The 13,376-nt window shown below is 59.0% G+C and carries 11 protein-coding genes and 1 riboswitch; of the genes, 2 read left to right on the forward strand and 9 right to left on the reverse strand.

All coding sequences use genetic code 11. The annotated features are described in order from the left end of the window. Window positions 1–87 precede the first annotated feature (87 nt). The 9 genes from Thiofri_RS20450 to Thiofri_RS20490 form a co-directional block, all read right to left on the reverse strand. Window positions 88–759 carry a biliverdin-producing heme oxygenase gene (locus tag Thiofri_RS20450; protein WP_009147990.1) on the reverse strand — a complete coding sequence of 224 codons (672 nt, stop codon included), beginning with the start codon at window positions 757–759 and terminating at the stop codon, window positions 88–90. 86 nt (window positions 760–845) lie between these two features. Further along, window positions 846–1,400: a DUF6776 family protein gene (locus Thiofri_RS20455; protein WP_009147991.1), complete on the reverse strand. Its 555-nt coding sequence runs from the start codon at window positions 1,398–1,400 to the stop codon at window positions 846–848. 364 nt (window positions 1,401–1,764) lie between these two features. Next, on the reverse strand, window positions 1,765–2,829 hold the full coding sequence (gene fba, locus Thiofri_RS20460; RefSeq protein ID WP_009147992.1) for a class II fructose-bisphosphate aldolase: 1,065 nt from the start codon (window positions 2,827–2,829) through the stop codon (window positions 1,765–1,767). A 146-nt stretch (window positions 2,830–2,975) separates the two neighbouring features. Next, window positions 2,976–4,424, reverse strand: coding sequence for a pyruvate kinase (gene pyk / locus Thiofri_RS20465; RefSeq protein WP_009147993.1), 1,449 nt, complete (start codon window positions 4,422–4,424; stop codon window positions 2,976–2,978). 6 nt (window positions 4,425–4,430) lie between these two features. Further along, window positions 4,431–5,612 (reverse strand): phosphoglycerate kinase, encoded by a 1,182-nt coding sequence (locus Thiofri_RS20470; protein ID WP_009147994.1) that lies wholly within the window; start codon window positions 5,610–5,612, stop codon window positions 4,431–4,433. 57 nt (window positions 5,613–5,669) lie between these two features. Then, complete coding sequence (locus Thiofri_RS20475) at window positions 5,670–5,999, reverse strand: hypothetical protein (RefSeq protein WP_009147995.1); 330 nt, start codon at window positions 5,997–5,999, stop codon at window positions 5,670–5,672. 72 nt (window positions 6,000–6,071) lie between these two features. Continuing rightward, window positions 6,072–7,073 (reverse strand): type I glyceraldehyde-3-phosphate dehydrogenase, encoded by a 1,002-nt coding sequence (gene gap, locus Thiofri_RS20480; protein ID WP_009147996.1) that lies wholly within the window; start codon window positions 7,071–7,073, stop codon window positions 6,072–6,074. Window positions 7,074–7,143: 70 nt separating this feature from the next. Then, the gene (tkt, locus tag Thiofri_RS20485; protein WP_009147997.1) at window positions 7,144–9,156 is read right to left on the reverse strand and encodes a transketolase; all 2,013 of its coding nucleotides are present in this window, start codon (window positions 9,154–9,156) and stop codon (window positions 7,144–7,146) included. A 443-nt stretch (window positions 9,157–9,599) separates the two neighbouring features. After that, window positions 9,600–10,157, reverse strand: coding sequence for a thioredoxin family protein (locus Thiofri_RS20490; RefSeq protein WP_009147998.1), 558 nt, complete (start codon window positions 10,155–10,157; stop codon window positions 9,600–9,602). 388 nt (window positions 10,158–10,545) lie between these two features. Here Thiofri_RS20490 and metK point away from each other — a divergent pair, with 388 nt between their 5' ends. Together metK and ahcY are read left to right on the forward strand one after the other, a co-directional pair. Beyond that, a complete protein-coding gene (gene metK, locus Thiofri_RS20495; RefSeq protein WP_009147999.1) occupies window positions 10,546–11,715 on the forward strand; it encodes a methionine adenosyltransferase in 1,170 nt (389 codons plus the stop codon). Between the two features lie 64 nt (window positions 11,716–11,779). Next, window positions 11,780–11,887: riboswitch (S-adenosyl-L-homocysteine riboswitch) on the forward strand. Window positions 11,888–11,909: 22 nt separating this feature from the next. Continuing rightward, a complete protein-coding gene (ahcY, locus tag Thiofri_RS20500; RefSeq protein ID WP_009148000.1) occupies window positions 11,910–13,331 on the forward strand; it encodes an adenosylhomocysteinase in 1,422 nt (473 codons plus the stop codon). The last annotated feature ends 45 nt before the right edge of the window (window positions 13,332–13,376 follow it).

Genomic DNA, 13,376 nt, shown 5'->3' on the forward strand with positions numbered 1-13,376 from the left:
CGAGTGACGCCGGCGTCTGCCAGCGAACTGGAAAAACTACAATATTCCGGCCAACAGGGTCAACTATTATGACCGCATGGTCACAAATTAACCGATATTTACCTCGCGGGCATCTCTGGCGCAACGGCTATTGCCGAGCCCCTGGTGCACAATCTCAAACACAGCGACAGCGGCTGACAGCACCCGCTCGGGATCATGCCCACCGGCGCTAACTTCAGCCTCGAGCGCGGTGCCGAAATGGCGCCAGCCACTGGCCGGCGATGGATCGACGCGGGAGCCGAGAAACCCGAACGGCAGGGTGTTTGCCGCAGAGCCAAGATTGCGTGTGAGCTGCTGGGAGATCACCCGCCCCCCCAGGGTCGCCCCCTCAAGCACGTAGAGCCCGCCAAGCGCGTCCGTTTCGTCGCGCACCAAGTCCTTCAGGCGTTCATTCAGAGCCTTCGGTAACCTCGATGGCTCGAGTTCCAAGGCCGCCAAATCCCGCTCGAGCGCCGGCAACTTCGGCTGCACCCCAAGCCGCGCCAGAGTCGCTGGCGCACAAAGATTGTGCAAGTGTGGTTCCACCCTAGTGTAGGGAGCCGCAATTGCAGCCAGGTAGTCGCGGTAGGTACCGAGATCCACCTCTGGTGCCATCAGCTTGCGCATCAGCTTAAGATTCTCGGTGGCGACATGCAACGCGGCGGTTCTGGCGCGCAAGGCTGTCATCAGCGCCCCCGGCGCTGTGGTGTTTGCTGTGTTGTTTATAGCTGCTTCCGACATCAGCGAGATTCCTTCGGCATCTTAAAAGCAAGTTGTTGATGATTTGTTCATCGCAACACCAATAATGGCCGGGAAGACCAAAAACCTCACCAATCGGAGGCCACATCCCAGGCGATGACCTGCCTTGCTCCGCCCAGCACGCCAGAAGCCGGCAGCAACTCAATCAACAGGGCCTCCGGGCTAAAACCATCCGGCAGTTGAAAATCGCCGTCCAGCGCTTGGCCGTTAGCGCCCCTGCGCAGCGCAACGCGAATACGATCCTGCTCAGGCTCCTCAAGGGACGCATTCAGGAAGTCTTCTTGCCACCGCCCTGTCACCCAAAGTGACAATTCCCCGCCGGTTGCAAGCCTGTCCCAATACTCGGGACTCAGATCCAACTGATAGCCGAAACTCCGGCCATCCGCCGAGTCAAGCTGCAATCGCTTGACCAATTCAGACGCGTCCGTCGCGCCCAGCAGTTGATACAAATCCGCGACGCTCTGGGTCAGTTGCTCGCGCTCCAGCCTTAAGGTAAGGATTTGCTCGCTTGCAAGATCATGCGCATGACGATCGATACGCAAGTCGAGTTCAAGTTGCGCAATTTGCCCGGCCAGTTGGTCATAGCGGTGCTGCTGCAACCCGAGTTCCTGACGCAGTGCCATTACCTGGCGCTCGAGCGGCGAAGGTGCTTTGGCAAGGCGCGGGAAAGAGAACTGCGCAAGCCAAGGCGAAAACACAGAAATTGGCCAGGGAGCCAATACAAGGAGCGCGATCAGCGACCAATTGGCCCATTCCCTGCGGGCCGTAACAATTTGCGGCCGATAAATGCGCCTCGGGCGTACGCGGGCCAAAATGCCTGACTCCGGCTTCGGTTGGTGGCCAGACCAAGCGCTAGCAGTTCCCGGCTTCGGCACGCAAACGGGGGACCAGCGCGATTGACTTGCCGACCATGGCGAGACAAAAAAGGGCGCCGAAGCGCCCTTGATCCGGTTGCCTCCAGTGCAACTGGCTTACTGAAGGCAACTATTAGTTGATCTTGGGATCAAGCTCGCCTTTAGTATAGCGCGTGGTCATGTCTTCGAGGGACAGCGCTCGAATTTTGCTCGCGTTGCCAGCAGTTCCGAATGCCTCGTAACGGGCCTTACAGATGTCGTGCATGGCTTTGGTGGCAGCGGCCAAGTACTTGCGCGGGTCGAAGTTCTTGCGGTTTTCCGCCAGATGCTTGCGAATGGCGCCGGTGGAGGCCATGCGCAGGTCGGTGTCGATATTGACCTTGCGCACACCGTGCTTGATGCCCTCGGCGATTTCCTCGACCGGCACACCATAGGTCTCGCCCATGTCGCCGCCGAATTCATCAATGATCTTCAGCCACTCCTGCGGCACCGAGGAAGACCCATGCATGACCAGATGCACGGTCGGAATGCGCGCGTTGATTTCCTTGATGCGACCGATGGCAAGGATGTCGCCGGTCGGTGGGCGAGTGAACTTGTAGGCGCCATGGGAGGTGCCGATGGCGATGGCCAGGGCATCGACGTGGGTCTTGCTGACGAAGTCGGCCGCTTCATCGGGATCGGTCAGCAGCTGGCTGTGATCGAGCGTGCCCTCAGCGCCGATACCGTCTTCCTCGCCGGCCTGGCCGGTTTCAAGCGAGCCCAGGCAGCCGAGTTCACCCTCGACCGAGACACCACAGGCGTGAGACATTTCGACCACTTTGCGGGTCACATCCACGTTGTACTCGTAGCTGGTCGGGGTCTTACCGTCCTCGCCCAGAGAGCCGTCCATCATGACCGAGCTGAACCCGAGCTGGATGGAGCGTTGGCACACGGGCATGGAGGTACCATGGTCCTGGTGCATGCACACCGGGATGTGCGGCCATTCCTCAATAGCGGCGAGGATCAGATGGCGCAAAAAAGGGGCGCCGGCATATGATCGCGCACCGGCCGAGGCCTGAACGATAACCGGCGAGTCGGTCTCGTCGGCGGCCTCCATGATGGCGCGCATCTGTTCAAGATTGTTCACATTGAATGCGGGCACGCCATACTGATGTTCGGCGGCGTGATCGAGCATTTGACGAAGGGAGATGAGGGCCATAGTGATACTCCTGTGACGTTGACGTAAACTTGATGTTCCGGATGCAAGCCCGGTTTGAATGGTGGCGCGCGCCCGCTCCGGCGAAGACCCAGGCAGATACCGACGGACACCTTGGCAGAGACAGGCGAGCGACAGGTTAAGACAGGTTAATCGTCTACCAGCAGATGATGTTCGCCGACGCGCATGATTTTCATGATGTTGGTCTGCCCTTCGACACCGCTGCGGTCGCCCTTGGTGATGATGACCAGATCGCCCGGATGGACGGTGCCGTGGCGTAGGAGTTCTTCGATCACCTCTTTGTTGACCTGATGGATGTCGGTGCTGGAGACATCGAAGCGCACCGGGTAAACGCCGCGAAAGAGCGTGACCTTGCGCCGCGTCGAAACCTGGCGGGTCATGGCATAAATGGGGATGCCAGAACTGATTCGCGACATCCATTTGACCGTGGAACCGGATTCGGTCAGCGCTGCGATGGCTTTGACGCCTAGATGATTGGCAGTGTACATGGCGGCCATGGCAATACCCTCGTCGACCCGTCCGAAAACGCTGTCGATGCGGTGGCCGGAACGTCGCACCAAGCGTTCCTTCTCGGCCTCGGCGCAAATGCGCGACATAGACTCCACCACTTTGACCGGATTGCGGCCAATGGAGGTCTCTGCCGAGAGCATGACCGCGTCCGTACCGTCGATAACAGCGTTGGCAACATCAAACACCTCGGCCCGGGTCGGAATCGGGTTTTCGATCATCGACTGCATCATCTGAGTTGCAGTGATGACCACGCTGTTGCGCTCGCGTGCCAGGCTGATCAGACGCTTTTGCACCGCCGGTAGTTCAGCATCGCCGATTTCCACACCCAGATCGCCGCGCGCGACCATGATGACATCGGCGGCATCGATGATATCGGCAACCACTGGCAGTGCCTCGGCGCGCTCGATCTTAGCGACAATACCGCCCCGACCGCCAGCGGCGTGCAGGAGTTCCCGTGCCAGATGCACATCCTCGCAGTTACAGACAAAGGACACGGCCAAATAATCCGCCTCGACCTCGGCGGCGAAGCCGATATCTTCTTTGTCTTTTTCCGTCAGGGCCGGCGCCGAGAGTCCGCCGCCCTTTTTGTTAATACCCTTGCTGTTCGACAGCTTACCGCCGTGCAGCACCCGACACTGGATGCGCGCACCGGTGATAGCGGTGACTTCAAGCTCAATCGCGCCATCGTCGAGCAGCAGCACATCGCCGGCGCTGACATCGGCCACCATGCTCGGCAGGGTGGTGCCAACCCGGGTGGAATCCCCTGCCTCGAGCGGGCAATCGGCATCAATGGAAAAATCTTCACCCACTGCCAGCTCGATTGGCCCATCGGCAAAGCGACCGATGCGGATTTTCGGCCCCTGCAAGTCGATCAGCACGCCCAAGGGGTGACCTTTGGCGAGCGCCATCTCGCGCACCTGACGCACACGTTCGCGCTGCCGCTCGTGGCTGTCGTGCGACATATTAAGCCGCACCACATTGAGACCGGCATCCATCATGGCCTCAAGCACCCCAGGCGCGTCGGTGGCGGGCCCTAGGGTAGCGACAATTTTGGTCCGTCTGGGCATCAGGGTTCAGTCCTTGGCGCGAGCCTCAAGCATGGCCACGGCGGGCAGAGTCTTGCCTTCCAGATACTCGAGGAAGGCACCGCCAGCGGTGGAGATGTAAGACACCTTGTCGTAGATGTCGTATTTTTGGATAGCGGCAATGGTGTCGCCACCGCCGGCCAAAGTGAAGGCGCCAGTCTCGGCAATGGCCATGGAGATGGTTTTAGTGCCGGCGCCGAACTGATCGAACTCGAACACACCGACCGGGCCATTCCAGACCACGGTACCAGCTTTCTTGATAATCTCGGCCAGTTCCTTGGCGCTGTCCGGGCCGATGTCGAAGACCATGTCGTCATCGGCGACCTCATCGACTTTTTTCTGCACGGCTGGCTCGTTTTCATTGAACGCCTTGCCGCACACCACGTCAGTCGCGATGGGGATGGTGGCGCCGCGCGCAGTCATTTTCTCCATCAGTGCCTTGGCGGTGTCGACCAGGTCATGTTCGCACAGAGATTTTCCGACATTATGACCAGCGGCCTTAATGAAGGTGTTGGCGATACCGCCACCAACAACCAGTTGATCAACCTTCTCGGACAAAGCCTCAAGCACCGTCAGCTTGGTCGATACCTTGGAGCCGCCGACGATGGCGACCATGGGCCGCTTGGGCTCGGCCAAGGCTTTCTTTAACGCGTCGAGTTCCGCAGCCAGCAGCAGGCCAGCACAAGCGCTGGGCGCGAACTTACCGGCGCCATGGGTCGAGGCCTGGGCGCGGTGGGAGGTGCCAAAAGCGTCCATCACATAGACATCGCAGAGGCTTGCGTATTGTTTCGCCAGCGCTTCTTCGTCCTTCTTCTCGCCCTTGTTAAACCGCACGTTCTCCAGCAGCACCAATTCACCATCGCCAACTTCCGGTGCTGCGTCCAGATAATCCTTCACCAAGCGCACCTCACGGCCCATCTTAGCTCCAAGATCTGCGGCGACTGGCGCTAATGAATTTTCCTCGGAGTAGACACCCTCTTCCGGGCGTCCGAGGTGCGACATCACCATGACCTTGGCGCCCGCTTTCAGACAGTGCTCAAATGTCGGCATGGATGCGGTGATACGAGCATCGGAGGTCACCTTACCGTCCTTCACCGGAACATTGAGGTCGGATCGGATCAGCACGCGTTTTCCAGCAAGGTCAAGATCGGTCAATTTCTTGAAGGACATGATGCAGCATTCCTCTAGAATTCAAAAAAACAACACACGGGCTCCATCGAGCGATGGCTAATCAATATCGTCAGGCCCCACCACAAGATCGTACTCTTTCACGTTAAAAGCCGGAAAGGTGTAGGTATCGCCTTCATTGTCCTCAACACGGATATCGAAAATAGGCCCGGAATACCCAGTCAATATTACACGACCAGTGCTTCCATTCGGCAGTACATTTTCCTCGCCAAGCACATCATCCTGCCACTCATCCGAGTTTCCGGGGCTCACATAAAGGTACTCAATGGTGTAGCCCGTATTGTTCGTGATATTGACGTAGTAGTCCTCAGCAACGGCGGCCACTGAAAAGCCAAATAAGGCCACGAACAGAAATAGCGTTTTTTTCATTAGTATATTCGCTCAAACAGAGGTGGCTGGAGCGCCCGCCTGGAGGGCGGGCGCCGGTCGCAAACAGATGGTTCAGGACGAGACGTGCTGCGCCATGCGCAGGAAGTTGCAGGTGTAACCGTACTCGTTATCGTACCAGGAGACCACCTTGACGAAGGTTGAATCCAGCATGATGCCAGCACCGGCGTCGAAGATGGACGGGGTGCCGTGACCACGGAAGTCGGTCGAAACAACCTTCTCATCGGTATAGGCCAGCACGCCGGCCAGGTCGCCCGACTCAGATGCCGCCTTCATGGCCGCGCAGATGTCGTCGTAGCTCGCGTCCTTGTTGAGCTCGCAAGTCAGGTCAACCACGGAAACGTCAGATGTCGGCACGCGGAAGGCCATGCCGGTCAGCTTGCCGTTCAGCTCGGGCAGCACCTTGCCGACTGCTTTGGCCGCACCGGTGGAGGACGGGATGATGTTCTCCAGGATGCCGCGACCACCGCGCCAGTCTTTCTGCGACGGGCCATCGACGGTCTTTTGGGTGGCAGTGGCAGCATGGACAGTGGTCATCAGGCCGCGCTTGATGCCCCAGTTGTCATGCAGCACCTTAGAGACGGGTGCCAGACAGTTGGTGGTGCAACTGGCCGCCGAGATAATGGCCTGGCCGTCGTAGGTCTTATGGTTGACACCATAGACGAACATCGGGGTGCTGTCCTTGGAAGGCGCGGACTGCACGACCTTCTTGGCACCAGCATCGATATGGGCCTGGCAGCTCTCGGTGGTGAGGAAAAAGCCGGTGCACTCCAGCACCAGATCGGCGCCGACATCGCCCCAGGCCAGGTTGGCAGGATCGCGCTCGGCAGTCAGGCGAATTTTGTTGCCATTGACGATCATGGTCTTGCCGTCGACGCTGATGTCGCCGGCGAAATTGCCATGGACTGAATCGTACTTGAGCATGTAGGCCAGGTACTCGGGATCGAGCAGGTCGTTGATGCCGACCACCTGCATGTCAGGGAATTCCTTGGAGATGGCACGAAATGCCATGCGACCAATACGACCAAAACCGTTAATACCGACTTTCAAAGGCATAAGAACAACTCCTCAGTAAGTGAAATACAGATCATGCTGCTTTTCTTGCGCGCGCTGGTCCACGAAAGACTTAGAGCAGACTTTCAACTGCTGCCGTGACCGCCTCGGCGGTGACGCCGAAGGCCTTGTAGACATCGCCCGCAGGCGCCGACTCGCCGAAGGTGTCGACACCGATGACCTTGCCATGCATGCCCACATATTTTGGCCATAGGTTGGATACGCCAGCCTCGACCGCAACTCGGGCGCGGACGGATTCTGGCAGCACGGCGGCTTTGTAAGCGTCGTCCTGGGCATCGAAGGTATCCATCGATGGCATAGAGACCACCCGCACCTTGCGCCCCTTGGCGGTCAGAGCCTCGCAAGCCGCCACGGCCAGCTCGACCTCGGTGCCAGTGCCGATGATGATGGCATCAGGCGTGCCCTCGCAGTCGCGCAGCACATAACCGCCCTTTTCGATAGCGCGGAGCTGATCCTCCGTCCGGCTCATGTGCGGCGCACCCTGGCGGGAGAAAATCAGCGCGCTGGGTGCGCCCTGACGCTCGATGGCGCACTTCCAGGCCACCGCGCTTTCGACCGCGTCGCAGGGACGCCAGGTGGACAAGCGCGGGGTCAGGCGCAGTATGCTGACCTGTTCGACCGGCTGGTGGGTAGGACCGTCCTCGCCGAGGCCGATGGAATCATGGGTGTAGACAAAGATCGGGGTGATCTTCATCAGCGCCGCCATGCGCACTGCATTGCGGGCATACTCCATGAACATCAGGAAGGTCGCGCCATAGGGCTTGAAACCGCCGTGCAGCGTCAGGCCGTTCATGATGGCGGACATGCCGAACTCGCGCACGCCGTAGTAAATGTAGTTGCCGCTGGCATTCTTGGGACCGACACCCTTGCAGCCCTTCCACAGCGTCAAGTTAGAGCCGGCGAGATCAGCCGAGCCGCCGAGCAATTCCGGCAGCAGCGGGCCAAAGCCATTGAGCGCGTTCTGCGAGGCCTTGCGGGTAGCGATCTTCTCAGCCTTGGCATCGACTTCCTTGATGAACTCCCACGCCTTGGCATCGAAGTCATCCGGCAGTTCGCCGGCCATGCGCCGCTCGAACTCGGCGGCTTCGCTCGGGTGGGCGCTCTTGTAGGCGGCGAAGCGCTTGTTCCAGTCCTTTTCCAGATCGGCACCGCGCGCCTTGGCGCTCCAACCCTCGTAGATAGCTTTCGGAATCTCAAAGGGGGGATGGGTCCAACCAAGCTTCTCGCGGGTCAAGGCAATTTCGTCATCACCGAGCGGCGCGCCGTGACACTCTTCCTTGCCCTGCTTATTGGGCGAGCCAAAGCCGATAATGGTCTGACAGCAGATCAGGGTGGGCTTGTCGCTGACCGCGCGCGCGGCCTCAATTGCCACCTTCAGCGCCTCGGCATCATGGCCATCGACCTTGGGGATCACATGCCAGCCATAGGCATCAAAACGCTTGGGCGTATCATCGAGGAACCAGGCTGGGGTATCGCCATGGCCGCGCACTTCGCCGTCGATAGAAATATTGTTGTCGTCATAGAAAGCGATCAACTTGCCCAGCCCCAGAGCACCAGCCAGCGAGCAGGACTCGTGGGAGACACCTTCCATCAGGCAGCCATCGCCCAGAAACACATAGGTATTGTGATCGACGATCTCATGACCCGGCTTATTGAACTGGGCGGCCAGAATTTTCTCGGCCAGCGCCATGCCAACGCCATTGGTAATTCCCTGCCCGAGCGGACCTGTGGTGGTCTCGACGCCCGGCGCGTAGCCATATTCCGGATGACCCGGAGTTCTGGAATGCAATTGGCGGAACTGTTTTAAGTCCTCAATGCTCAAATCGTAACCTGTGAGATGAAGCAAAGAGTAGATCAGCATGGAGCCATGGCCGTTCGACAACACGAATCGATCCCGATTAGCCCAGTTGGGGTTAGCAGGATTGTGCTGCATGAAGTCGTTCCACAGCACCTCGGCGATATCTGCCATGCCCATGGGCGCGCCGGGATGACCCGACTTGGCCTTCTGTACGGCATCCATACTGAGCGCACGGATGGCGTTCGCGAGTTCTTTGCGTGAGGACATGAGCCCCTCCCTAGAAGTAAGGTTTAATCAATGCGATAAGAATTCGGTGCGCGCGTCTGGCCATCCTAAGCCGTCTAAACCGAAGCCGTCCGGGGCACCCCATGGGAAAACTGGCGACCGGGCCGAGATCGCTGAAGAGCGCGGCAAGGCAACTCAGCCCAAGCCGCCGACGCCCAATCTGAAATCCCGCCACACGGGAAAAACGCGCGACATAAAAACCGACATATTAAGTAGGAATGCCCCACAGGAGCAACTTTTTCCGAACAGGCACCAAATGCCTCGGACGCTCCGGCTTTCCGGAGCTGCCCAATATCCACCCATCAAATCAGTCGGTTGGGCCTTAAATGCTCCGCTCGTCGTCTAAGCCTGGCAAGCCTAAGGCGCATGGTCCCGCACCCCCGGAGAATGAATCTCTTTGATTAGGGTAAGTCCCCGCAGCCGCCTCAGTCTTCCCGCCACTTAATGGAACAGCCGACACTGGGAATCTGCTTCTCCGGGCCCTTGCCGGTCTCGGCCACTTGCTTCATGCCCTCGAAAAGGTCGCGACGCACGCCCTCGGGCGCGGCTTCCTTGCGGCTTTCATCCAGCCGCCCGCGATACTGAAGCTCAAGCTGTCCGTTGTAACCAAAAAAGTCAGGCGTACAGATGGCACCGAAGGTTTTGGCTACTTGCTGGGTCTCATCGAGCAGATAGGGAAAAGGAAACTGAAATTGCTCGGCAACCTGCTTCATGTTCTCAAACGAATCCTCGGGATAGTCGGTCGGATCGTTCGACATAATGGCGACGCAGTTGACGCCGAGCTCGGCCAGTTCACGCGCATCACGCACGATCCGCTCGCGCACTGCCTGCACATAGGGGCAATGATTGCAGATGAACATCACCAGGAGCCCCTTGGGGCCCTTGCAGTCATCGCGCGTCCAGGTCTTGCCATCCACGCCCGGCAGGGAAAAATCCGGAGCGGGCAGACCGAATTCGCACACCGGTGTTTCGAGTGAAACCATGCTCTGACTCCCCAGGCGAGAGCGCCTGACAGATTGTTCAAAAATTAGCCGTTTAATGGTACCGGAAAGCTCAGATATCCCCAAACCTGATCGCACGCTCGCACCCGACCCGCTGCCCCCGCAAACAAACACTATACGGATGCAACCGGCAACTTCCGGAACGCAATATTACTTTAAAAAACAAGAGTCAAGCGCGTCAGAATAGTTGACTGACCGCTGCGCGCCTTTTGCATTCTGGACGCCTCTGCGGTTACACTGGGGAACTCACCTTCCTTGAGGGCGGCCAATCAGTGGCCAACTTTCTGCCCTCCCATCAACCGACGCCACGCAACATCCAGCGCGCTTGCGCGGGTGCTTTAGGCTTCAACATCCGACAGGAAACCCAACCATGGCGAGAGACTACATATTCACTTCCGAGTCCGTCTCCGAGGGCCATCCCGACAAGGTGGCTGACCAAATCTCCGACGCGGTGCTCGATGCCATTCTGGCCACCGACCCCAACCCAGCCCACGCTCGCGTTGCCTGCGAAACCATGATCAAAACCGGCGCAGTCATCCTGGGCGGCGAGATCACCACCGAGGCATGGATCGATTTCGACACCCTGGTACGCGAGGTGGTCAATGATATCGGCTACAACAGCTCAGATGTCGGCTTCGACGGCTCCACCTGCGCGGTCATGTCACTGATCGGCAAGCAGAGCACCGACATTGCCCAAGGCGTTGATCGTAGCGCGCCCGAGGAACAAGGCGCCGGCGACCAGGGCCTGATGTTCGGCTATGCAACCAATGAGACCGACGTGCTGATGCCGGCTCCGATCACCTATTCGCATCGCTTGGTCGAGCGCCAATCCGAGATGCGTAAGCAACACGTCCTGCCCTGGCTGCGCCCGGATGCCAAGAGCCAGGTGACCATGCGTTACGAAAACGGCAAGGTCGTCGCCGTCGATGCGCTGGTACTCTCCACTCAGCACGACCCGGACATTGATTATGCCCATCTGCAAGAGGCTGTGATGGAGAACATCATCAAGCCGGTGATTCCGCCTGAGTGGATGCACAAGGACACCAAGATCCACATCAACCCAACCGGCAACTTCGTCATCGGCGGCCCTGTGGGTGACTGCGGCCTGACCGGGCGCAAGATCATCGTCGATACCTATGGCGGCATGGCCCGTCACGGCGGTGGTGCTTTCTCCGGCAAGGACCCATCGAAGGTGGACCGCTCCGCTGCTTATGCCGGGCGCTATGTGGCTAAGAACATCGTTGCCGCCGGTCTGGCTGAGCGCTGCGAGATTCAGATCTCCTATGCCATTGGCGTCGCCGAGCCGACCTCGATCTCGGTCGAAACCTTCGGCACCGCCAAAATCGACGAGGATCGTATCGCCATGCTGGTGCGCGAGCACTTCGACCTGCGCCCCTACAACCTGGTCAACATGATGAACCTGATCCAGCCCATCTACCGCAAGACCGCTGCATACGGCCACTTCGGTCGCGAGCTGCCGGAATTCGGCTGGGAGAAGACCGATAAGGCCGCAGCGCTGAAGGATGCGGCAGGGATCTGACACTAGATGCTGGTTTGACCAACGAGGAATTCAAACGCCTACTTAAATCACGCATCCAACCCTCCCTTCCGAGGAGCGCTGCAACCCACCCTGGATTCTCAAATGGATCATCAAGGGCAAGGGCCAGGCTCGGAAGCTGGAGCCCCAACAATTACAACGGCGCTCACTCACGATTCATCAGGAGCTGATTAACCATGAGTGAGTTTACTGACTACAAAGTCGCCGACCTGTCCCTCGCCGATTTCGGCCGCAAAGAAATGGTCATTGCCGAGACCGAAATGCCTGGTCTGATGGCACTGCGCAAAAAATACGGCCCCGAAAAGCCGCTGAAAGGCGCGCGCATCACCGGCAGCCTGCACATGACCATCCAGACCGCGGTGCTGATCGAGACCCTGGTCGAACTCGGCGCCGAAGTGCGCTGGTGTTCCTGCAACATCTTCTCCACCCAAGACCATGCCGCCGCTGCTATCGCCGCGCGCGATATCCCAGTCTATGCCTGGAAGGGCGAGACCCTGGAAGAGTACTGGTGGTGCACCGAGCAGGTCATCAACTGGCCGGACGGCCCCAATGGAGAAAAAAGGGGTCCGAACATGATCCTCGACGACGGCGGCGACGCCACTCTGCTCGTCCACAAGGGCGTTGAGTACGAAAAAGCCGGCAGCGTGCCCAAGGCGACCGCAGACGATAATGAAGAATGGACGGCAGTACTCGGCGTGCTGGGCCGGACCTTCGAGCGCGACCGCGAGCATTGGCACAAAATGGCCAAGGGTATCAAGGGCGTGACCGAGGAGACCACCACCGGCGTGCATCGTCTCTATGAGATGTTCAAAAACGGCACTCTGCTGTTCCCGGCGATGAACGTCAATGACTCGGTCACCAAGTCCAAGTTCGACAACCTCTACGGCTGCCGCGAGTCTCTGGTCGACGCCATCAAGCGCGCCACCGATGTGATGATCGCCGGCAAGGTCGGCATCGTCTGTGGCTATGGCGACGTCGGCAAAGGCTCGGCTGCCGCCCTGCGCGCACTCGGCGCCACCGTCTGGGTCACTGAGATCGACCCCATCTGTGCTCTACAGGCGGCCATGGAAGGCTACCGTGTGGTGCGCCTTGATGAAGTCGCCAACCAGGGCGATATTTTCGTCACCACCACCGGCAACCTGGACATCATCACCCATGACCACATGGCAGCGATGAAGGACCAGGCAATTGTCTGCAACATCGGCCACTTCGATAACGAGATTCAGGTTCAGAGTCTCGCAAAATACGAGTGGGTCAATATCAAGCCGCAGGTCGATCAGATCATCTTCCCCGACGGTCATCGCATCACCCTGCTCGCACAAGGGCGGCTGGTGAACCTTGGCTGCGCAACCGGGCATCCGAGCTTCGTGATGTCCAACTCCTTCACCAACCAGGTACTGGCGCAGATTGAGATCTTCACCAAGCCGGACGAGTATCCGACCGGCGTCTATGTGCTGCCCAAGCATCTCGACGAGGAAGTCGCGCGGCTGCATCTGGAAAAAATCGGCGTCAAGCTGACCAAACTCCGCCCCGACCAGGCGGACTACATCGGCGTCAGCGTCGACGGCCCCTACAAGGCCGAGCACTACCGCTACTGAGCCGGAAGCCTTCCCCAAGCACTTTGGGGAAGGCTGACTTAAATA

The organism is Thiorhodovibrio frisius (assembly GCF_033954835.1).
GTDB lineage: Bacteria > Pseudomonadota > Gammaproteobacteria > Chromatiales > Chromatiaceae > Thiorhodovibrio > Thiorhodovibrio frisius.